Origin of the sequence: Sanguibacter sp. Leaf3, assembly GCF_001425965.1 — a bacterium.
Classification (GTDB): Bacteria; Actinomycetota; Actinomycetes; order Actinomycetales; family Cellulomonadaceae; genus Sanguibacter; species Sanguibacter inulinus.
This window is the reverse complement of sequence record NZ_LMRH01000002.1, coordinates 1262052-1282113: the sequence shown is the minus strand read 5'-3', so window position 1 is coordinate 1282113 and position 20062 is coordinate 1262052. Positions and strand designations below refer to the sequence as shown.

Genomic DNA, 20062 nt, shown 5'->3' with positions numbered 1-20062 from the left:
CCTCCGCGCGTCTCTACAGTCGAGGTATGTCTATCGCCATACCTTCATCTGCCGGTCCCGTGGCTCTCGTCGGGGTCGCCCGCCCGCGGCCCGAACGCGCAGCCGAGCTCGCTGCCCTCCTCCACTCCTTCGTGGCGCCGACGCGCGCCGAGGAGGGGTCGGTCGACTACGTCCTGCACACCGCAGAGAACGGAGACCTCGTGTTCTACGAGCGCTGGCGGTCTGCCGACGACCTCGCAGCGCACCTCGCCCTCCCGCACATGCGCGACTTTCAGGACCACCGCATGGAGTACCTTGCCGAAGACCTCCAGATCCGGTGGCTCACGCCTGTCGGCAACTGAGGCCCGACGGGGCTGGAGGCCCGGTCGACCGTCTGCGGGTCGCCGAGGCGGTGTGCGGTCTGCTGCACCGGATGAGAGGGTCGAGCTGTCGACGTAGCATCTCTGCACCGTGCGGAGACTGTCGACGTAGGGGGAGCATGCTGATGATGACGACACGCCTGACGACTGCCCGAGGGGCCGCGCTGGCTGCGCTCGTAGCCACCGTCCTGGTCGGGTGCAGCAGCCCAGACCAGGAGTCGGCTCCGCAGGAGATCACTGACATGATCCCGATCCTCGCGACCGACGCGGAGCCTCGCGACACCTTGCCCGAAGGCATGGTCACGAGCGTCGTCCAGACGGAAGACCTCGTACCGGACTCGGCGCGGCTCTTGCGGGAGAGTGACATCGACCGGCAGTGGGTAGCGCTCGACTCAGCGGGCAACGTCTGCCTCATGAACGAGTACGCCACGGAGGGCGACCTGGCGCCAGGGCAGAACGCCGTGGGCTCGTCGTGCATCGCGCCGGCGGTGTTTCAGCGACAGGGAGCGTGGATGGCTTCCGGTGGGCTCGACTATCCGACGAAGGTCGTCTACCTCGTGCCCGCCGACGTCGACGCCGACGCTGTCACCGAAGCCGGGGTGCAGCAGGTCGAGGAGGGGACGAGCTACGTCCCCGAGCTCTTCGTCGTGAGTCCTGGAGACGCAGACGATGCCGAGGGCGTTGCTGTCGAGCGTGAGTCGGGCGGGACCTTCGTCATCGCGCGGATGCGCTGATCTCGGTCAGGGTCAGGGCCCGGCCCAGGCGCCACCAGGCCAACCTCGGTCTAGGGCACGCTAGGTCGGCCAGGCAGGCCCGAACCACGGTCGCAGACGTAGACACAGACGCAGGCGCAGGCGTGGTCCGGACCTGACCGGACCACGCCTGCTCGAGCCGACAGGGCTGCGCTGGACCCGTCGACCCGGTCTCATTCCTCCGCGACGTACCGCACGAGGGCGCTCATGTTCTCGATGTACCGGCCTGTCGAGATGCCGACGACGGGGTCGTCGGTCGTGAACGGCGAGGTGTCCGTCGAGTCGCCGACCTCGGTCTGGGAGTAGTCGCCCTCGGCAGGTGTCGCCGAGCCTTCTCCTGCATAGGGGTTGCTCGTCGAGACGAGCTCCGTCGGCCAGTAGCCCTCGTCGTTGAGCCCGTCGACGAGCTCGCCGACCTCCGTGTCGCTCGGACGCTCGTCGGCCGGGCTCAGCGTGCCGACGTTGAGGTCCGACACGGAGATCTCGCCGGTCGTGAAGTACTCCGGGATGGTCGCGCCCTGGTGGAGCAACGGTGACCCGGCTGTGACCTCGTCGACAGGTGCGGCCCGCAGCTCCTCGTACCGGGCACGCAGGCCCGGGACGTCGATCTCGCGGAACGAGCTGTAGTGCACGATCGTGCCAGCAGGGTCCTTGTCGACCACGTACTCACCGTTGACGACGTTCGACCCCGTGCGGTGAACGTACAGCGGGTCGTTCGTCCCGAGCTCGACGAAGGTCGGGTACTGCCGACCGTCGTCGGTCCACAGGTCCTCCGGGAGCCGGACCGAGTCCAGCCAGTCGAGCGCCGCGGGGACACCGTCGAGGTAGGACGTGTCACCTGTGAGCTCGTAGAAGCCCAGCAGCTTCTCGACGTTGCTCGCCGTCGTGTGGGTCGCGAGCGACACCGGCTCGTAGCTCCGTGCACCGGCCGGCGCGAGGTCGTCGACGGTGTGCTGGAGCGACCAGCCTGCCTGCGGTGCCGGCTGCTGGGTCACCGTGAAGGCATCCATCGCCGCCCGCACCGCAGGTAGCACCGACTCGTCACCCAGGGCCTGGTAGGCCATGAGCAAGATCTCGATGTTCTCCGCCGCGACGTCGTCGTTGAAGGTGACGTGCCCTGTGTAGTCAGGTGCCCCGTCCTCCTCGAAGCCCTCGGCAGGTGCTGGGTAGCGCTGTGGCCAGCCGCCCATCGGGTACTGGCTCTCGAGCACGAAGGCGACGGCCTGGTCGAGCGCAGGCTTGAAGGTCTCGTCGTCCTTCTCGGTGTAGAGCCGCAGCAGCAGCTGTGTGCTCTCCGCGGTGCCGGCGTCGTCGAAGGTCGCGTTGCCGTAGTAGTGCTGGAACTCTTCGAGCCGCCACCCGTTCGCACCGATCGTGTCGTACCACTCCTGCGTCGACTCTTCCCCGGCGAAGTCGTACATGTAGTTCCAACCACCTGTCGGCAGCTGAGCCTCGGCGAGTGCCTGACCGACCTTCGTCGCGGCCTCGTAGTAGAGCTCGTCGCCTGTCGCGTGGTACGCGTCCAGGTACAGGTGGCCCATGGTCGCCGTGCCGGGCGGCTGGATCCAGATCTGTGTCGGGTACGCCTCCATCTCACCGAACTGGCGTGACCTGTCCGGCAGGTACGACCACACGTAGCCGCCCTCGTAGGCGAGGTCTTCGGTCATGAACAGGGTCGCGCGCCGCATGGTGTCGAGGGCGGCCTCACGTGTCGCGGTCCCCGTCCCGCCGCCCGGGTCGGAGGGCTGTGCGCCCTCCGGCCCGCACGCGACGACGCCCAGCGCTAGAGCCACGACGAGCGGACCTGCGAACCTGCGGTGCCCAGCCCTGCGCCAGGGCGTCATCACGTTCTTCATGGCGGCCCGATCAGCGGATCTGGTCGACGGGGACGGCGTCCATGTCGTCGAAGGCCTGGTTCTCACCGGCCATCGCCCACACGAAGGAGTACGCCGCGGTGCCGACCCCCGAGTGCAAGGACCACGACGGCGAGATGACGGCCTGACGGTCGGCGACCACGAGGTGCCGCGTCTGCGTCGGCTGCCCGCAGAGATGGATCACCCGGGCGTCCTCGGGCAGGTCGAAGTACAGGTAGCACTCGGTCCGACGCTCGTGGGTGTGCGCCGGCATGGTGTTCCACATCGAGCCCGGGTGCAGCGACGTCACTCCCATGACGACCTGGCAGGACTGGATGCCGCCGGGGTGGATGAGCTGCTCGAGGGAGCGACGGTTGCTCGTGAGCTGGTCACCGAGCTCTCGCGTGGTCCCCTCGCCCGGCAGCACCAGCCGGGTCGGGTAGGTGGTGTTCGCGGGGGCGGAGAACAGGTAGAGCTGCGCGCCACCCGCCGGGTGCTCTGCGGCGCCAGGACCGTCGGCGAAGACCACGTCCCGCACCCCGCGCCCGAGGTAGAGGCAGGCTCCCGTCGGCAGCGTGAAGGTCTCGCCGTCGGCGGTCACCGTGCCGGTCCCGCCGACGTTGACGATCCCGATCTCACGGTTCTCCAGGAAGTACTCGGCGCGGATCTCGTCCGAGGGCAGCAGCGCGAGCTCCTGGCCGGCAGGCTGCGCGCCGCCGACGACCACCCTGTCGTGGTGGGTGTAGACGAGCGTGATCTCGCCCGGGACGAACACGGCCTCGACGAGGAACCGCTCGCGCAGCTCGTCGGTACCCATGCCGGGGATCTGGTCGGGGTTCGTGGCGTATCGCTGTTCCATGTGGTTCTCCTTGTGGTGCGGTCAGTCAGAGGGGGAGCGCTGATCGGCACGGATCGGTGCCGATCAGCGCTCGTCGCGTCGGTCAGGGCTGGTGAGAGCGGCTCAGCGCACGAGCCAGCCGCCGTCGACCGGGATGATCGCCCCGTTGAGGTAGTCCGAGGCTGACGAGGCGAGGAACACGAAGGGTCCTGCGAGGTCGTCGGGGGTGCCCCACCGCCCTGCGGGGATGCGGTCCAGGATGCTGCGCTCGCGGGCCGCGTCGGCGCGGATGGGTGCGGTGTTCTCCGTCGCCATGTAGCCCGGCGCGATGGCGTTCACGCAGACGCCGTGGACGGCGAGCTCGTTGGCGAAGGACTTGGTGATCCCCGCGACGGCGTGCTTGGACGCCGCGTACCCGGGGACGAAGACGCCGCCCTGGAACGAGAGCATCGACGCGATGTTGATGATCTTGCCCGAGCCCTGCGCGACGAACCTGTGGCCGACCCGCTGCGAGAGGTGGAAGACGGCGTCGAGGTTGATCGCCAGGACGTCGTCCCAGTCTTTCGCGGAGTGCTCGAGCACCGGTGCGCGCCGGATGATCCCGGCGTTGTTGACGAGGACGTCGATCCGTCCGAGCGTCATGACCACCTCGGACACTGCAGCCTCGAGGTCGTCTGCTGTGGCCTGGACGAGGTCGAGCCGGATGCTGTGCGCGCGGCGGCCCAGTGCCTCGACCTGGGTGACGGTGTCGGTCGCCTCGGCGTAGTCGATCACGGCGATGTCTGCGCCGGCCTCGGCGAGGGCGAGCGCAGCGCTCTGCCCGAGCCCTTGGCTGGCGCCGGTGACGAGGGCGACGCGTCCGTCGAGCCTGAAGGATGGGATTGTCATGGGTGTCCTTGTGTGTCGTGGTGCCGGGTCCGGCACTCGGGTGAGTCTGGTGAGCCGGTGGTCGTCGTCGCGGTGGTGCGACGCCGCCCCGGCTCACACCGTGGTGGTCGAGGGCTCGAGGATGACTCTGTCCATGCGGGGCATGAGGAGGTGGATGACCGTGAGCGCGATGAGGTAGGCGAAGGCGCACACCATGAAGATCGGGGTGTAGTTGCCGACCCTGTCGAGGATGTAGCCGGCGTACTGGGCCATGAACATGCCGCCGATGCCGCCGAGCATGCCGCCGAGTCCGACGACCGTGCCCACGGCACCGCGTGGGAACACGTCGCTGGGGAGCGTGTAGAGGTTGGCGGAGAAGCCCTGGTGCGCGGCTGTCGCGATGCCGATGATCGCCACGGCGACCCACAGGTTGCTCAGCTGTCCGGCGAAGACCATCGGGAGGGCGAGGAGCCCGCAGAGGAACATGGTCGTCTTGCGGGAGCGGTTGATGCTCCAGCCACGGTTCATGAACTTGCCCGAGAGCCAGCCGCCGGAGACGCTGCCGACGTCGGAGATGAGGTAGATCGCGATGAGCGGGGGACCGAAGGACTTGAGGTCGAGCCCGTGCTGCTTGCCGAGGAAGTCGGGGAGCCAGAAGAGGAACATCCACCAGATCGGGTCGGTGAGGAACTTGCCGATCGCGAAGGCCCAGGTCTCGCGACGGCGCAGGATGAGCCTCCAGTCGACCTTCTCCTCGGGCTCTTCAGGGTCCTGGGTGATGTGGGCCAGCTCGGCCTCGGAGACGTGCTTGTTCTCCTGCGGACGTCGGTAGAGCAAGAACCAGACCGGCAGCCAGATGAGACCGCCGAGACCCGTCACGATGAACGCGGCCTGCCACCCCCAGGCGAGGACGATCGCGGGGACGACCAGGGGTGTGACGATCGCGCCGATGTTGGTGCCGGCGTTGAACAGACCTGTCGCGAAGGCGCGCTCCTTCTTCGGGAACCACTCGGCGACCGCCTTGATGCTCCCCGGGAACCCGCCTCCCTCACCGATGCCGAGTGCTGCGCGGGCGATGATGAAGCCCGTCAGGCTGCGCATCCCCGCGTGGGCGATGTGCGCGATCTGCCAGATGGCGAAGGCCATGCCCAGGCCCCACCGGACGCCGATCCGGTCCATGACGCGACCCCACACGAGGTAGGACGCGGCGTAGGCCGCCTGGAACCAGAAGATCGCGTTGGCGTAGTCCTGCTCGGACCAGCTGAACTCCTCGGAGAGGTCCGCCTTCATCAGCCCGAGCGTCTGCCGGTCGATGTAGTTGATGACCATCGCGGTGAACAGCAGGGCGACGATCACCCACCGGTACTTCGTGATGCGATCCGTGGCCGAGGCCACGTACCTCTTCTTGTCTGCGCTGCTGAGCTCGGGGAACAGCTCCTTGCCGTCCCCGCTCGTCTTCTGCTCGCTCATGTGTCTCCAACTCACGTCTTCGGGATGGACTTGCGACTGGTGTCAGGCCTCGACCACGTCGAGGTCGACCTGGAAGATCTCTCCGAACCTGATCCGGGCGTGCTGCCCGGGAACCACGTCGTGGATCCCTGTGACAGCGCCTGTGGCGATGTGGGTCCCTGCGGGGATGTCGAGGCCGCGGCCGCTGACCGTGGCCAGCGCGAACCTGAAGGCTTCGAGGGCGCCACCGGCGATCGAGGTCGCGTCGGCTCTGCCCACGAGCTCTCCGGCGATCCAGGTGCTGGCCTCGAGCTGCTCCCACGCGCCCGAGCGCCACTCCGGGACCTGTGGGCCGAGCACGAGCCCGGCGTTGTTGCCGAGGTCCGCGGCGACGGCCATGGGGCCGAGGCCGTTGATCTGCGGGACCGGGCTGCCGGCGAGCTCGACGGCGACGTGGACGCCGCCGAGGAGCTGTCGGGCGTCGTCGAGGGTCTGGACGGCTGTGCCGGCCGGGACGTCGACGCCGACGGTCATGACGATCTCGGCCTCGACGCACGAGGTGCCGCCGACGATCGCGGGGAGCGGCATGACGACGCCTGGCTGAGCAGGCCACAGGTTCGTGGCGAAGACCGGCCCGACGAGGCGCTCAGCACCCGCCCGCTCACGCAGTGCGGGAGCGATGAGCCCGACCTTCCAGCCCACGACGGTGTCGTCGGTGAGGGCGATCACCTCGTCCTGGATCGTGTAGGCCTCGTCGACGGTCGGTGGGATCTCGCCGGGAAACCCCGTGAGGGCCCTCCTGCTGGCTCGGGCTCGTACGAGGAGCTCGGCCGTTTTTGCTGTGTCGTGCTGGGTCACGGTCTTCTCCATCTGCTCGGTAAGCGGTTACGCTAGACCCGGAGTAACCGCTTACGCAAGCCTGGTGGGAGGAGAGAGTAGAGGCGGGCAACCCGACGGCACGAGGGGAAGAGCGTCGCGAGAGGCCGTCTACCTCGCCGGTTCCTCCGGCCCTCCGGCATGCCCTCGCGACCTGTGCAGACACTCCGGTCGCGTACTGTGGTCGCGTACTTCTGCGCGCTCTGGACGCGTCGTCTCGAGGAGGGCAGCACCCCATGGCACACGACCGCGAGGCACCGGCGTCGGTCGACCGGCGCCAGGGGAGCCTGACCATGCGGGACATCGCCAGGCTCGCGAACGTCTCGAGCAAGTCGGTCTCGCTGGTCGTCAACGGGCTGCCCGGTGTCGGCGACGAGACGCGTGCCAGGATCGAGGCGCTGATCGCCGAGCACGGCTACGTCCCGCAGGCGCGTGCCCAGGGGCTCGCGACAGGTCGCGCCTTCCTGGTGGGGCACGTGTACAACAACCCCAACCCCGAGTACCTGATCACCATGCAGCAGGGGTTGCTCGACGGGCTCGAGGGCACGGGGTACGCCCTCGTCACCTTCCCGCTGGACCGCGCCCACCCGCAGTTCAGCGAGCGTCTGCGGGAGTTCGTCAGCCGGCACCGCCTCGACGGCGTCGTCTTCTCGTCCTCGGTCGCCGAGGACGAACGGCTGGACCCTCTCCTGGCAGACCTGCGGGTCCCGTACGTCAGGGTGGCATCGACAGCCGTCGACGTCCCCGAGCGCAGCGTCGTGGGAGTCGACAGGGACGGGGCCGTCCTCGCGGGGGAGCACCTCGTCGAGCTCGGTCACGTGCGCATCGGGATGGTCTCCGGGCCGATGTCCTTCTTGTCGGCGAGAGAGCGCCGGAACGGGTTCGAGCAGGCTCTCACCGCCGCTGGCTCGCCGCTGGACGACACTCTGGTCGTCGAGGGTGACTACACCTTCGAGGCTGGTCTGCAGGCAGGTCAGGCGTTGCTCGACCTCGACGACCGTCCGACGGCTGTGTTCGCTGCGAACGACGAGATGGCAGCCGGTGTGCTCCAGGCGGCCCAGCGCGCAGGCCTCGAGGTGCCGCGCGAGCTGACTGTCGTGGGCTTCGACGACTTCAGCATCGCCAGCCACGTGCAGCCACGTCTGACGACGGTGCGGATACCGACCCGTGCCATGGGACACCTGGCGATCCTCACCCTCCTCGAGACGCAGACCGGCGCGACGGACCGCGGCCAGGCGCGGGACACCCCGAGCCCTGAGCTCGTGGTCCGTGAGACGTCAGCACCCGCCGTGAGCCCCGAGGGCCCGCGATGAGGGCCACGGGAGCACGCGCCGGCCTGGTCGCTCTCCTGATCGCGGCTGCAGCGACAGGGTGCTCGCCGACGGCGCCGAAGGACGCGTCTCCTGTGCTGACGGCACCGAGCCAGCCGAGCTCCTCTGCGCCGGCCGAGACCTCACCACCGGAGAGCAGTCCACCCGACGACCCCACGACCCCGGTCCCGTCCGAGGAGCCCACGTTCACCGAGCCCTCTGCCGAGCCCACGGTCACCGCTGACCCCGACGGGTCGACAGGGCAGGACGACTTCCTCATCCCTGACGAGGAGGTGCTCTTCACCGCGGACGAGCTGTACAGCAGCGAGGTGCAGACGCTGTACGCCGACGTCGAGGCTGCCGACAGGCCCAACCGGATCGGCATCTGCCGCTCGGCCGCGATCGTCGTCGGCAAGCTGACCTCCGCCGAGATCGAAGAGCGTCGCGAGGCCATGGCACCCGAGGACGTCGAGGTCCTCGAAGACTTCGTCTCCCTGTGCCAGCGGGTCCTCGCGAGCTGACGTGCGCCTCGCGCGCCAGTCGGTTCACCCCGCCTGGGCGGCCTCGGCCTCGGCCAGGTCGGCGTACCCGACGAGCAGCACTGTCCACCGCAGCGTCTGCTCGGTGAGGTTGCCGCCCGAGGCCGCGGTCTCCTCGACGAGGCGGGCGTAGCCCTCGAAGGTCCGGTCGGAGTAGGAGCCCAGCTCGCCGCGCAGGTAGGTCTCGAAGGACGTGTCGACGAAGGTGTCCTGCGTCGTGCGCAGCGTCCGCATAGCCCGGCCGAGCCGCGGGTACCGGGCGCAGAAGTCGACTGCCCACGCGACCTGCCTCGCGACGACGTGCTCTTGCTCGGAGACCCGGCTCGGGTCCAGGGCGGGCAGCTGTGGGGCGATCTCGCGCGCGTAGCGACCGGGTTCTGTCGATGCCATCATGCGGGCGTACTTCTCGGTGAGCAGGTTCCTCCCGGTCGACCCCGCCTCGTCGAGATCGGCCGCATAGCTGCGGAGCAGGTCGGTCGGCCAGGTGAGGAACTGGCTCAGGCGCATCTGGTGGAAGGTCGACAGGTCGTCCTGGCACGCTGCAGGTCCGCCCTCGTTGGTGACCTGCGTGAACTGCGCCCACTCTCGCTCGACGACGCTCTCGGCCACCTCCAGCCGTTCCTGCATAGTGCGGGTGTCCTCCGTCGGGGTGGTGCTCATCGCTGGTCCTCCGTCGTCTCTCACAGTGCCTTCAACCAGGGGTCGGTGATGTGCGCGGCGACGTGCTCGCGCTGTCGCTCGAGGAAGGTCTCGCCGCTGCTGCTCAGACCTCGGGCCTGGAGCTCGGCGGCGATCGTGGCGCAGAGCCTCTCGATCCGCTCTTCCAGCCGTGCTCGCGCGTCCGGAGAACCTGGTCCGAAGCACGCTGCCGACGCGAGCCTGAGGATCTCGGAGAGGTCGTCGACAGCGCCGGGCAGGCTCGAGCCCATGCGACGGCTCAGACGGCGCAGCGCCGCGAAGTGCCACTTGTAGTACGGCAGGTACCCGGCCGACGAGGGACCGGTGAGCAGGAAGACGAGGGAGGCGACGGCCCGGGTGAGCTCGCCGACCGACAACCACGCTGCCTCCCCGTCGCCGCGGTCGAGCATCCTGGGGACGTTGTACTGACCTGCCTGCGAGATCATCCCGAGCCTTCGCGAGACGAGAGCCCACCTGACGTCACGGGGCATCCTCGTGAAGGACCCCCGGACCGCGCTGAAGGCGCCGTGCGGGTCGGCGAAGACCGCGCCGTCGGTCGCTGCGGCGAGCGTCGCCTCGTCGAGCATCAGCCATTCGTGAGCGGTGGTGGGCGCCTGCCTGTAGCCGGTGATCTGCTCGTAGAAGGCGCCGATCTCGAAGACGCCGACGCGGCGACCTGCACCGTGCGCACGAGGGGTCGTGGGAGTGCGGTCCACGCCGCGGAAGGTGCGGGGGAGCGCGTCGTAGTCGGCCTGGAGCGCGGCGCCGATCTCGGCATGGTCCTCGGCGGTGAGCCACAGGCAGAATCCTGGGCCCGTGTCGTGGTCGCGGGAGATCGCGTCGTCGAAGCCGTAGCACTCGGAGCCGTGGCCGACGAGACCCGCGGCGATCCGACCGCTGTACGCCGGGTACCGGGACGCGAGCATCGGGCGTCCGTGCTCTTCCCAGAAGGCGCGGGCGAGATCGAGGCCAGAGTCGAGCGTGCGCGTCGTCGGGACCGCGGCGGCCGGTCCGGACGGGGCCGCGGCGGTGACAGGGGTGGCGGTGCTCGGACGGTCTGACGAGCCAGTCCCGGGCGCGGCCCCCGCGGCGGCTGCAGCCTCAGCCTCGGCGAGGTTCTCCGCAGTCACCGCGTAGTAGTCGTTGTCCGTGCCGTAGCACTCGGTGATGATCGCGAGCGCCTGGCGGTACATGGTCACGGCGTCGGCGTAGCGCCCGACCCTGAAGCAGGCCTCGGCGTGCCCTGCGACGGCCGACGCGTAGTGGGGGTCGTCTTCGTGCCCGCCGTCCAGGTAGATCGCGAGAGACCTGTCGACGTACCGGGCGGCGTCCTCGTGCTGCCCGAGCGTGAAGCTCACCAGGGCCAGGTTGGTGCAGGTGGTCGCGATGTCGAGGTCGCGCTCGGGGTCGACCGACGAGGCCTCGAGGATCGACATCGCCGCTCGCAGCTCTGCCAGCGCCTGGGCGTGGTCCTGCCGCTCGCTGCAGAGGATCGAGAGGTTGTTGTGCAGCCCTGCGAGACGCCGGTCTGCCGGTCCGAAGGCGGTGTCGGCTACGGACAGCGCCTGGCTGTAGAGCGCGCGGGCGTCGTCGGGGCGGCCCGCCGCGCGCATCGCCGTGGCCCCGTTGATGAGCGTGGTCGCGTGGGCGTCGGTGCCCGTGAGGCTCATGCTCTCGACGAGGGCGAGGGCAGACCGGCTCGCCGCGACGGCGTCGTCGTGCAGGCTCTGCGAGCGGTACAGCCCGACGAGCTCGTTGAGGAGGGTCAGCCGGGCTCCGTCGTCGCCCTGACGCTCAGCGTCGGCGAGCGCCGACCGCAGGTAGGGCGCGGCCCGGGTGGGACCGTCGTGGGCCGCGAAGATCGCGTCGAGACCGCGGAGCACGGCCGCGACGTCGACGGGCTGCGGAGGAGCTGCTGGGCGGGCGTCCGGTGTGCGTGACGTCATGGTGACGGTCGAGTCGCGCGGGCGGTGTGCATCTGTCCACCGTGCCATGCTGCGCGGCCTGAGATGTGGGGCTTTGGTCGGTCGCGCCCACGGTGAGCTTGCTGAGGGCTGGGCGAGGACGAGCGGGCTGGCGCAGGTCTGACCTGCCCGACCTGAGGGTCCGGTCAGCGGACCCGCCGGCGGTAGGCGGCGACAGCGGCGAGGTAGGCGCCAGCCAGCAGTGCGACCAGCCAGGCGAGGGCGACCCAGATGTCGCCTCCGACGGGGGTCTGCGCGAAGAGCGCGCGGACCGTGTCGACGACGGCGGTGACGGGCTGGTGCTCGGCGAACCAGGCGACAGGCCCGGGCATCGAGGCTGTCGGCACGAAGGCCGAGCTGATGAACGGCAGCAAGATCAACGGATAGCTGAAGGCGCTCGCCCCGTCGACTGTCGAGGCCGAGAGCCCGGCGACCACCGCGACCCAGGTGAGGGTGAGCGTGAAGAGCACGATCAGCCCGACGACGGCCAGCCACGCGCCGACGGTCGCCCCGGTGCGGAAGCCCAGGAGCAGCGCGACCACCACGACGACCGCGACCGAGACGAGGTTCGCGACGAGCGAGGTGAGCACGTGCGCCCACAGGACGCTCGGACGGGCGATCGGCAAGGACTGGAACCGTTCGAAGATCCCGCTCTGGAGGTCGAGGAACAACCTGTACGCGGTGTACGCGACGCCTGAGGCGACGGTGATGAGCAGGATGCCGGGGAGCATGTAGTCGACGTAGGACTCGTCCGAGCCCGTGTCGATCGCGCCGCCCAGCACGTAGACGAACAGCAGCATGAGGGCGACCGGGGTGACGACCGTCGTGATGATCGTGTCGGGGCTGCGCAGGATGTGGCGCAGCGAGCGGCCGGTCAAGGCAGCGGTGTCGGCGAGCGCGTGGGAGGTCATCAGGAGTCCTCTCGGGGTGGGTGTGCGTCACCTGTGGGATCGACGTCGGGCACGTCGTCGGGAGCTCCGGAGCCGGTCGTGGTGCTCGCCCCGGGGCGGCTGCCGGCACCGACGAGGGCGAGGAAGACGTCTTCGAGGGAGGGCTTCTGCTCGACGTAGCGGACCTCGGCCGGAGGCAAGAGCTGCCGGAGCTCGTCGAGGGTGCCGTCCTGGATGATCGTGCCCTGGTGCAATATCGCGATGCGGTCTGCGAGGTGCTCGGCCTCGTCCAGGTACTGGGTGGTGAGCAGGACCGTCGTGCCCGCGCTCGCGAGGCCGCGGACGGTCCGCCACACGTCGAGCCGGGCCTGCGGGTCGAGGCCCGTGGTCGGTTCGTCGAGGACGATGACCGACGGGTCTCCGACGAGGCTCATCGCGATGTCGAGCCGGCGTCGCATCCCGCCCGAGAGCTCGGCGGCCCTGCGGTCGCGGACGTCGGTGAGGGCGAGGTCGGAGAGCAGCGTCCCGGCGACAGCGCCGGGGTCGGGCAGGTGTCGGAGCCTGGCGACGAGGACGAGGTTCTCGCGTGCTGTGAGGATGCCGTCGACCGCCGCGAACTGGCCGGTGAGGCTGATCGCCTCGCGCACCTGGTCCGGTCGGTCCGCGACGTCGTTGCCAGCCACCGTGACCGTGCCCGAGTCGGCCGTCAGCAGCGTCGACACGATGCGCACGAGCGTGGTCTTGCCGGCCCCGTTGGAGCCGAGCAGGGCGACGATGCTCCCGGGGGCGACGTCGAGGTCGACGCCGCGCAGCACCTGGAGCTCGCCGAAGGACTTCGTGACACCGCGGACCCGGATCGCGGGTGCGGGGGACCCGGCGGTCGTCATGGCCGCCGCGCGTCCCCTGCGTCGTCGGGCCCGGCGTCCTCGCCGTCCGACGAGCCGCTCGAGACTCGCTCTGCGGAGTCGACGGTCGCGACGAACCTCGCGCGCTCCTTGTCGATCCATTGCTTCCCGGCATAGGCCTGCGCGAAGGTCTCGGCGAAGCCGACGGGGTCGTCGCCGACGATGTCGCGCACCGGGGTGGCGTCGAGGGAGGCGCGCTCCCAGAGGTCGGCCAGCTCGCCGAACATGGTGACGAGGGTGTCGCCGTCGGTGACGCCGGCGAAGTAGGTGATGTACCTGTGCATCCCCTTCGCGACGGATCCGTAGGGCTCGGGCAGCGCGTCGATGCGTGCCTTGTCCTGGCGGTACTGCTTCTTCTGCGAGAGCGGGCCGGTGAGGGTCTCGAACCAGTGGGCAGCCATGATCAGGTCTCTCTTCTGTCGTCTGCGGGTCTGTCGCCTGCGGGGTCCTGCGTGCGGAGGTGGTCGATGCGTCCTGCGAGGAAGCTCCAGGACGTCCAGAAGTCGTCGAGGTACTCGGCGCCTGCGGCGTTGAGGGTGTAGACCTTGCGCGGTGGTCCCTTCTCGGAGGGGACCTTCTCGACGTCGACGAGGCCACGCCGCTCGATCCGCACCAGCAGCGCGTAGACGGTGCCCTCGACGATGTCGGAGAAGCCCTGCTCGCGCAGCCGTGCGGTGATCTCGTACCCGTAGGCCGGCTCGGTCGCGAGGATCGCGAGGACGATCCCTTCGAGGGTGCCCTTGAGCATCTCGGTCATCTGCTTGCCCATGAGGCCCCGTCCCGGTACTTGGTGATGCTGACTACCACTAGATAGTAGCACCGAGTACCGGGCGCACAAGAGGGCCGCCCGCAGCCCCGCAGCCCCGCGGTCTTTGAGGTCCCGGGGGCCTCAGGGCGCAGAGGTGAGGCGTGGGGACAGGGCGGGTGCGGGCACCGCGCGCGGCTGCCACACCACCGCCCGGCCCGCCCGCAACGACGCGGGCACGTCGAGCACCCGCTGGTTGCAGCTGCCGCGGAAGGGCAGCGTCAGGTCACGCTCGGAGAGCGTGAACGGCCCGTCGACGAGCACGTCGAGCATCCCGAGCAGCTCGACCTTGTCGGAGCTCCCGGCCAGGAGCTCCTCGAAGGTGTAGCCGGACCAGGCCCAGACATCCTTGCTGTGACCGAGCTCGGCGCGCAGCCGGCGGGTGACCCGCAGGCACACGCCCGTGTTGAGGAAGGGCTCCCCACCGAGCAGGCTCAGGCCCTGCACCGACTCGTGCGCGAGGTCGGTGAGGATCTGGTCTTCGAGGTCGTGCGAGTACGGGCGCCCGTAGCGGAAGCTCCAGGCGGCCTCGTTGAAGCACCCCTCGCAGGCGAAGAGGCATCCGCTCACGTACAGGCTGCACCGCACCCCTTCGCCGTCGACGAAGACGAAGGGCTTGTAGTCGGCGACGTGGTCACGGCTGAGCCGGGAGGACAACCAGTCGGGCTGCGGCTCGCGCACTGCTCAGGCCTCGGGGTCGGGCCGACCGGTCGCCCCGGGCGTCCCGGTGCTGCCGGGCATGTGCTTGACCCTGGACGAGATCTCCACGTGCCGGCCGTGGACCATCGGCCTGGCCTGCGGGTTGCCGAGGTATCCGCAGGTGCGCTTGACCACGTCGCAGGTGCGGGGGTCCTCGTTGGCGCACTCCGGGCAGGCGAAGCCGCGAGCGGTGGGGGAGAAGTCGCCCGAGAACCCGCAGGCGTAGCAGTGGTCGATCGGGGTGTTCGTGCCCAGGTAGCCGACCCTGTCGTAGGCGTAGTCCCACACCGCCTCGAGGGCCTGGGGGTTCTGCTGCAGGACCGGGTACTCGCAGTAGTGGATGAACCCGCCCGCCGTGTAGGCGGGGTAGTCCATCTCGAAGTCGATCTTCTCGAAGGGCGTCGGGTTCTTGCGGACGTCGTAGTGGAAGCTGTTGGTGTAGTAGTCCTTGTCGGTGATGTCCGGGACGAGGCCGAACTTCGCGGTGTCGAGTCGGCAGAACCTGTCCGTGAGGCTCTCCGACGGTGTCGAGTACACGGAGAACTTGTAGCCGTGCTCGTCGGTCCAGCGCTGCGCATGCTCCGACAGGGTCCGCAGGATGTCGAGGGTGAAGGTCTTCGCCTCGGCGTCGTCCTCCCAGGCTCCTCCGAAGAACGCCGCAGCCGACTCGTACAGCCCGATGTAGCCGAGGGACACCGTCGCGCGGCCGTCCCGGAACAGCTGGTCGACGTCGTCGTCAGGGTCGAGGCGCTGGCCGAAGGCGCCGTACCTGTAGAGGATCGGCGCGTTGCCCGGTGTGGCCTCGCGGCAGCGCGCGACCCTGAACAGCAGCGCGTCCTCGACGGTCGCGAGGCGCTCGGCGAGCAGCGCCCAGAAGGTCTCGCGGCTGCCGTCGGACTCGAGGGCGATGCGCGGCAGGTTGAGCGTGACCACACCGAGGTTCATGCGCCCCTCGACGGTGTCGTTCCCGTCGGCGTCCTCCCAGCCCTGCAGGAAGGAGCGGCACCCCATCGGCGCCTTGAAGCTCCCGGTGAGCTCGACGATCTTGTCGTAGCTGAGCACGTCGGGGTACATGCGCTTGGTCGAGCACTCGAGCGCCGTCTGCTTGATGTCGTAGTTGGGGTCGCCCACCTCGAGGTTCACACCGCGCCGCAGCGTGAAGATCAGCTTGGGGAAGATCGCGGTGCGGTGCTCACCGCCGAGACCTTCGATCCGGATGCGCAGGATCGCGTGCTGGATCTCGCGCTCGAACCACCCGAGGCCGAGGCCGAAGCCGAGGGACGTGAACGGGGTCTGCCCGTTGGACGTGAAGAGCGTGTTGATCTCGTACTCGAGCGACTGCATCGCGTCGAGGATGTCCTTGCGGGTCTTCGCCTCGGCGTAGGCGCGGCGGCGGTCCGGCTCGGTCACCCACTCCTGTGCGTCCGCGAGGTGCTTGGCGAAGTTGCGCTCTGCGTACGGGGCGAGCAGCTCGTCGATCCTGTTGACCGTACAGCCGCCGTACTGGCTCGACGAGACGTTCGCGATGATCTGCGTGATCTGGGCGGTGGCGGTCTGGATCGACCGGGGCGGCTCGACCTCGGCGTTGCCGATGCGGAACCCCTCGCTGAGCATCGACCGGAAGTCGATGAGGCAGCAGTTGGTCATCGGTGAGTATGGGTGGTAGTCGAGGTCGTGGTAGTGGATTTCGCCCTTCTGGTGGGCGTTGGCGACGTGCGGTGGGAGCATCGTCAGGCCCACGGCCTTGCCGACGGCGCCGGCCGTCAGGTCGCGCTGGGTGTTGAAGACGTCGCTGTCCTTGTTGGCGTTCTCGTTGACGACGGCGCTCGCCTTGCTCAGCAGCTCGCCGATCGAGTGGTTGACGTCGGTCGACCGGTTGCGGGCGATGTCGCGACGCACGCGGTAGCCGATGTACGCCTCGGCGACGTCGTAGTGGCGGCTCTCGAGCAGCACGTGCTCGACGACGTTCTGGATCTCGTAGATCTGCACGGTGTCGGTGAAGCGGCGCGCCACCTCGGTGCTGACCTGCCGGGTGAGGTCGAGGACCGTCGGCCGCACGAGCTGGGGCGGGCCGTGGTGGACGTCGTCGAAGGCAAGGGTGAGCGCCCGCTCGACGCGGGCCGGGTCGTAGTCGGCGACCCGGCCGTCCCGCTTGAGCACCTGAGGCGCCTGGGGTCCGGCGGGGGAGAGGTACGCCGTCCCCTCCGACCCGTGGTGTGCTCGTGCGGTCTGGTCTCCGTCGACGACTGTCACTGCGGGTCCTGCTCCCTCTGGTCACGGCTGCTGGTCAGACGCTCGCCGTCGCAGTGGGGTGCCAGCCGTGGTCCGTCTCGCGGGTCAGGGGCACTCGAGCACTACATACGGGGTTCATGCGTCACACAGAGACTAGATCTTGTGTCTCGTCCGCAGCGGGCCGAAGGTCCCGGGTGAGGCCGGCAGGCCAGTCGTCAGGCCGTGCCAGCCTCCCCGGATCAGGCGGTGGCGACCTCGACCTCGCCCGACCCCGTCGCACCGAAGACGATCCGGCGCGTCGCGATCTTGTCGGTGAAGAACCTGTCGTGGCTGACGACCACGACGGCGCCGGGGAAGTGCACGAGGGCGCGCTCCATCACCTGCGTGCTCGACAGGTCGAGGTGGTTGGTCGGCTCGTCGAGGACCAGCACCGAGGCGCCGGAGAGCAGGCACTGCGCCATCGCGACGCGTGAGCGCTGACCGCCCGAGAGGTTGCCGATCTTCTGCTTGAGGTCGGCGTCGGAGAACTGGAACATCGCGAGGAACCTGTTGACGGACTTCTTGGTCGCTGTGAGCGCGAGGCTGTCCGGCATCGCATTGACGGCGTGGCTCACGGTGTCGGCGTCGTCGAGCTCGTCGAGCACCTGGTTGTAGGAGATCACCGCAGTGCCCTTGGTCCACGCGGCCTGCCCGGAGTCGGCGTCTTCCTGCCCGGTGAGCACCCGTAGGAGCGTCGACTTGCCGGAGCCGTTCGCGCCGAGCACGACGATCCGGTTGCCACGACGGATCTCGAAGGTGAGGTCGTCGAACAGACGCTTCTCGCCGTAGGCCTTGCTCAGACCCTCGACCCGGCACATGACGTCCTTGACGTGCAGACCGCCGTAGATCTCCGTGATGATCTGGTCGACCGGGCGGGGAGCACGCGACTTCTTGATCTTCGCGAGCTGGTTGCCCAGGCCCTTGCTCGCGGCCTTGGCGGCCTCGCGCCTGTCGGCGATGCCCTCCGACTCGAAGGCCAGCAGCTCGGACTCGTGGACGAACTGCGACTCGAGGGTCTTGAGGCGGAACTGCTTCTGCACCACGTACTCCTCGAAGTTCCCGGAGTACTCGTGCAGGTGGAAGTTCTCGACCTCGATGGTGCGGGTGATGACGGCGTCGAGGAACTTGCGGTCGTGCGAGACGACGATGGCCGCGCCGCGGAAGTCGCGGAACCACGCCTCGAGCCACTCGACACCGGCGACGTCGAGGAAGTTGGTGGGCTCGTCGAGCAGCAGCACGTCAGGGCGCTCGAGGACGATCTTCGCGAGGGCTGCGCGGTTGCGCCAGCCGCCCGACAGCTCGTCGATCGAGCAGGTGCGGTGCGCCTCGTCGAAGCCGAGGGTCGTCAGCGCCGTGTCGATGTGGCGGGAGTAGTCCCAGCCGTCGAGGTGGTCCATCTTCTCGAAGAGGTCTGCCTGGCGCTGCACGAGGGCGTCGAGCGCGGGACCGTCGGTGGGGTCCGCGGCGATCGCGGCGTCGATCGACGCGAGCTCGGCCTCGACGTCCTTGATCTCGACGAAGAGCCCGTCGAGCACCTCGGTGATGGTCGCCGTGCCGTCGAGCTCGGAGAACTGCGAGAAGTATCCGATCTTCAGCCCCTGGTCGAGGGTCACGGTCCCGCTGTCCGGCTCGACCTGACCGAGCACGAGCTTGAGCAGCGTCGACTTGCCCGAGCCGTTCTTGCCGATGAGCCCGACGCGGTCGCCGGCCTCCAGGCGGAAGAAGGCCTCGCGGAGGATCTGGGTGGAGTCGAAGCGCACGTGGACGTCGTGCAGCCGGATCAGGCTCATCAGGGGGTGACCTCTCGGGTGGGGCGCACAGCTCGGAGAAGTCCGGCCTGGGGGCGGGGTCAATCTTACCGAGTCGGGCGCGGACCCGAGGCGGCGGCGTCCGCGTCAGCTGGACGGGCGGATCGGCACCAGGCAGTCCACCTCGCCCTCGCGACGGTAGTGCTCGATGTGCGGTCTGCTCGGGTCGTGGTCGGCGCGGCTGAACAGCGCGTCGAAGGCCAGCCCGATCTGCTCGTAGACCGCCGGCGCCGTCCCGCGCAGCCGGAGCCTCAGATAGTCGCCACCAGGGATCACGGTCTCGTCCAGGGCGAGCGGGTTGTCGGCGTCCCGGTCGAGACGCACCGTCGACAGGCGGTACACGCCGTCGTAGACCAGACCCATCATCGAGCGGCCCCTGAGGGAGTCGAACGCTCCCTCGAAGTCTGGCCAGGCGGCCTGCACCGTCGCGAGGTCGTCGGCCACGTCGCGGCTCAGGGCTGGCCGCTCGACGAGCGTCACGACATCGATCCGGCCGAGATCGTGGGCTGCGGGATGGTTCGTCATGGGGACAAGGTACCGAGGTCGTCCGTCCATCGCGCCTGGTCTTCGCCTCCAGACGAGCGTCCAGCGAGCGCGGTCCCGCCGTCCCGGCCACGAGACCCGGTGGCCTGTCAGGTGTCCGCGAACCCCGCGATGCGCCGGGCTGCCTCGTGAGGGGTGAGGTGCGTGGTGTCGACGACCTCGGCCTCCTCGCGGAGCCACGAGTCGTAGGCGTCGGCGTAGAGCTCCAGGTGGCGCATGCGGAAGTCCGAGAAGCCCATCACCGCGTCGTTCTCGATGCGACCTCGGAGCGTGTCCTGGTCGGCGTGGAGCAGGACGTGACGGACCGGGATCGCGTGGGCGGTGAGTCCGTCGTGGATCTCCCGCCAGTAGGGCTCGACGAGCACGGTCATCGGGATCACGAGCGTGCCACCCGTGTAGTCGAGCACGCGCCGCGCGGTCTCGACCACGAGCGGACGCCACGGCGGCCAGTGCTGGAAGTTGTCCGTGGCGGGCAGCCCAGGCTTGATGTCCATCAAGGTCTCGCCGACCTTCTCGGCGTCGAAGACTCGGGAGTCCGGGATCAGTGCCTGCACGAGCGCACTGGTCGTCGTCTTGCCTGCGCCGTGGGTGCCGTTGAGCCAGATGATCACGCCACGAGGCTACCGCTGCCCCAGAGACGAGCAGCTCAGGGGGAT

20 protein-coding genes are annotated in these 20062 nt (G+C 69.2%); 4 read left to right on the top strand and 16 right to left on the bottom strand.

Annotated features, from left to right (window positions below):
* Positions 1-26 precede the first annotated feature (26 nt).
* Both ASG53_RS13115 and ASG53_RS13110 read left to right on the top strand, forming a co-directional pair.
* Entirely contained in the window at positions 27-341 is a 315-nt protein-coding gene (locus ASG53_RS13115; RefSeq protein ID WP_056133736.1) for a putative quinol monooxygenase, read from the top strand.
* 146 nt (positions 342-487) lie between these two features.
* On the top strand, positions 488-1093 hold the full coding sequence (locus ASG53_RS13110) for a hypothetical protein (protein WP_156382787.1): 606 nt from the start codon (positions 488-490) through the stop codon (positions 1091-1093).
* A gap of 191 nt (positions 1094-1284) precedes the next feature.
* Here the strand turns inward: ASG53_RS13110 and ASG53_RS13105 are convergent, their stop codons facing one another.
* The 5 genes from ASG53_RS13105 to ASG53_RS13085 all read right to left on the bottom strand — a co-directional run bounded on the left by ASG53_RS13105 (position 1285) and on the right by ASG53_RS13085 (position 6976).
* Positions 1285-2967, bottom strand: coding sequence for a pectate lyase (locus ASG53_RS13105; RefSeq protein WP_200945496.1), 1683 nt, complete (start codon positions 2965-2967; stop codon positions 1285-1287).
* 10 nt (positions 2968-2977) lie between these two features.
* Entirely contained in the window at positions 2978-3823 is an 846-nt protein-coding gene (kduI, locus tag ASG53_RS13100; RefSeq protein ID WP_056133730.1) for a 5-dehydro-4-deoxy-D-glucuronate isomerase, read from the bottom strand.
* A gap of 102 nt (positions 3824-3925) precedes the next feature.
* Positions 3926-4690: a 2-dehydro-3-deoxy-D-gluconate 5-dehydrogenase KduD gene (gene kduD, locus ASG53_RS13095; RefSeq protein ID WP_056133726.1), complete on the bottom strand. Its 765-nt coding sequence runs from the start codon at positions 4688-4690 to the stop codon at positions 3926-3928.
* A 93-nt stretch (positions 4691-4783) separates the two neighbouring features.
* Complete coding sequence (locus ASG53_RS13090) at positions 4784-6139, bottom strand: MFS transporter (protein ID WP_082544025.1); 1356 nt, start codon at positions 6137-6139, stop codon at positions 4784-4786.
* 42 nt (positions 6140-6181) lie between these two features.
* Positions 6182-6976 carry a 2-keto-4-pentenoate hydratase gene (locus ASG53_RS13085; protein WP_156382786.1) on the bottom strand — a complete coding sequence of 265 codons (795 nt, stop codon included), beginning with the start codon at positions 6974-6976 and terminating at the stop codon, positions 6182-6184.
* A gap of 254 nt (positions 6977-7230) precedes the next feature.
* Here ASG53_RS13085 and ASG53_RS13080 point away from each other — a divergent pair, with 254 nt between their 5' ends.
* Both ASG53_RS13080 and ASG53_RS13075 read left to right on the top strand, forming a co-directional pair.
* Positions 7231-8307: a LacI family DNA-binding transcriptional regulator gene (locus ASG53_RS13080; protein ID WP_056133719.1), complete on the top strand. Its 1077-nt coding sequence runs from the start codon at positions 7231-7233 to the stop codon at positions 8305-8307.
* Positions 8304-8825: a hypothetical protein gene (locus ASG53_RS13075; protein WP_056133716.1), complete on the top strand. Its 522-nt coding sequence runs from the start codon at positions 8304-8306 to the stop codon at positions 8823-8825. Before ASG53_RS13080 ends, ASG53_RS13075 begins: the two co-directional genes overlap by 4 nt.
* Before the next feature lie 24 nt (positions 8826-8849).
* On the opposite strand, the gene ASG53_RS13070 is transcribed toward ASG53_RS13075, so the two are convergent.
* The 11 genes from ASG53_RS13070 to ASG53_RS13020 all read right to left on the bottom strand — a co-directional run bounded on the left by ASG53_RS13070 (position 8850) and on the right by ASG53_RS13020 (position 20017).
* Positions 8850-9503, bottom strand: a complete 654-nt coding sequence (locus ASG53_RS13070; protein WP_235533922.1) for a DUF4125 family protein — start codon at positions 9501-9503, stop codon at positions 8850-8852.
* 20 nt (positions 9504-9523) lie between these two features.
* Positions 9524-11467, bottom strand: a complete 1944-nt coding sequence (locus tag ASG53_RS13065; RefSeq protein ID WP_056133713.1) for a DUF4037 domain-containing protein — start codon at positions 11465-11467, stop codon at positions 9524-9526.
* A gap of 164 nt (positions 11468-11631) precedes the next feature.
* Positions 11632-12396: an ABC transporter permease gene (locus ASG53_RS13060; protein ID WP_056133711.1), complete on the bottom strand. Its 765-nt coding sequence runs from the start codon at positions 12394-12396 to the stop codon at positions 11632-11634.
* Positions 12396-13262, bottom strand: a complete 867-nt coding sequence (locus ASG53_RS13055; RefSeq protein WP_056133708.1) for an ABC transporter ATP-binding protein — start codon at positions 13260-13262, stop codon at positions 12396-12398. Before ASG53_RS13055 ends, ASG53_RS13060 begins: the two co-directional genes overlap by 1 nt.
* Positions 13259-13681, bottom strand: coding sequence for a DUF1048 domain-containing protein (locus ASG53_RS13050; protein ID WP_082544023.1), 423 nt, complete (start codon positions 13679-13681; stop codon positions 13259-13261). The genes ASG53_RS13055 and ASG53_RS13050 overlap by 4 nt, the downstream gene beginning before the upstream one ends.
* A gap of 2 nt (positions 13682-13683) precedes the next feature.
* Positions 13684-14049, bottom strand: a complete 366-nt coding sequence (locus ASG53_RS13045; protein ID WP_056133705.1) for a PadR family transcriptional regulator — start codon at positions 14047-14049, stop codon at positions 13684-13686.
* Positions 14050-14169: 120 nt separating this feature from the next.
* Positions 14170-14766, bottom strand: a complete 597-nt coding sequence (gene nrdG, locus ASG53_RS13040) for an anaerobic ribonucleoside-triphosphate reductase activating protein (RefSeq protein WP_056133702.1) — start codon at positions 14764-14766, stop codon at positions 14170-14172.
* A 3-nt stretch (positions 14767-14769) separates the two neighbouring features.
* Positions 14770-17037 carry an anaerobic ribonucleoside-triphosphate reductase gene (gene nrdD / locus ASG53_RS13035; RefSeq protein WP_082544022.1) on the bottom strand — a complete coding sequence of 756 codons (2268 nt, stop codon included), beginning with the start codon at positions 17035-17037 and terminating at the stop codon, positions 14770-14772.
* Between the two features lie 218 nt (positions 17038-17255).
* A complete protein-coding gene (locus tag ASG53_RS13030) occupies positions 17256-18845 on the bottom strand; it encodes an ABC-F family ATP-binding cassette domain-containing protein (protein ID WP_056133699.1) in 1590 nt (529 codons plus the stop codon).
* Positions 18846-18950: 105 nt separating this feature from the next.
* A complete protein-coding gene (locus ASG53_RS13025; protein WP_056133697.1) occupies positions 18951-19388 on the bottom strand; it encodes a GyrI-like domain-containing protein in 438 nt (145 codons plus the stop codon).
* A gap of 107 nt (positions 19389-19495) precedes the next feature.
* Complete coding sequence (locus tag ASG53_RS13020; RefSeq protein ID WP_056133694.1) at positions 19496-20017, bottom strand: hypothetical protein; 522 nt, start codon at positions 20015-20017, stop codon at positions 19496-19498.
* Positions 20018-20062: the final 45 nt, after the last annotated feature.

Coding starts and splice junctions, on each gene's coding strand:
- ASG53_RS13115 (WP_056133736.1), top strand. CDS start 27: ATGTCTATCGCCATACCTTCATCTGCCGGTCCCGTGGCTCTCGTCGGG.
- ASG53_RS13110 (WP_156382787.1), top strand. CDS start 488: ATGACGACACGCCTGACGACTGCCCGAGGGGCCGCGCTGGCTGCGCTC.
- ASG53_RS13105 (WP_200945496.1), bottom strand. CDS start 2,967: ATGAAGAACGTGATGACGCCCTGGCGCAGGGCTGGGCACCGCAGGTTC.
- kduI (WP_056133730.1), bottom strand. CDS start 3,823: ATGGAACAGCGATACGCCACGAACCCCGACCAGATCCCCGGCATGGGT.
- kduD (WP_056133726.1), bottom strand. CDS start 4,690: ATGACAATCCCATCCTTCAGGCTCGACGGACGCGTCGCCCTCGTCACC.
- ASG53_RS13090 (WP_082544025.1), bottom strand. CDS start 6,139: ATGAGCGAGCAGAAGACGAGCGGGGACGGCAAGGAGCTGTTCCCCGAG.
- ASG53_RS13080 (WP_056133719.1), top strand. CDS start 7,231: ATGGCACACGACCGCGAGGCACCGGCGTCGGTCGACCGGCGCCAGGGG.
- ASG53_RS13075 (WP_056133716.1), top strand. CDS start 8,304: ATGAGGGCCACGGGAGCACGCGCCGGCCTGGTCGCTCTCCTGATCGCG.
- ASG53_RS13070 (WP_235533922.1), bottom strand. CDS start 9,503: ATGAGCACCACCCCGACGGAGGACACCCGCACTATGCAGGAACGGCTG.
- ASG53_RS13065 (WP_056133713.1), bottom strand. CDS start 11,467: ATGACGTCACGCACACCGGACGCCCGCCCAGCAGCTCCTCCGCAGCCC.
- ASG53_RS13060 (WP_056133711.1), bottom strand. CDS start 12,396: ATGACCTCCCACGCGCTCGCCGACACCGCTGCCTTGACCGGCCGCTCG.
- ASG53_RS13055 (WP_056133708.1), bottom strand. CDS start 13,262: ATGACGACCGCCGGGTCCCCCGCACCCGCGATCCGGGTCCGCGGTGTC.
- ASG53_RS13050 (WP_082544023.1), bottom strand. CDS start 13,681: ATGGCTGCCCACTGGTTCGAGACCCTCACCGGCCCGCTCTCGCAGAAG.
- ASG53_RS13045 (WP_056133705.1), bottom strand. CDS start 14,049: ATGGGCAAGCAGATGACCGAGATGCTCAAGGGCACCCTCGAAGGGATC.
- ASG53_RS13030 (WP_056133699.1), bottom strand. CDS start 18,845: ATGAGCCTGATCCGGCTGCACGACGTCCACGTGCGCTTCGACTCCACC.
- ASG53_RS13025 (WP_056133697.1), bottom strand. CDS start 19,388: ATGACGAACCATCCCGCAGCCCACGATCTCGGCCGGATCGATGTCGTG.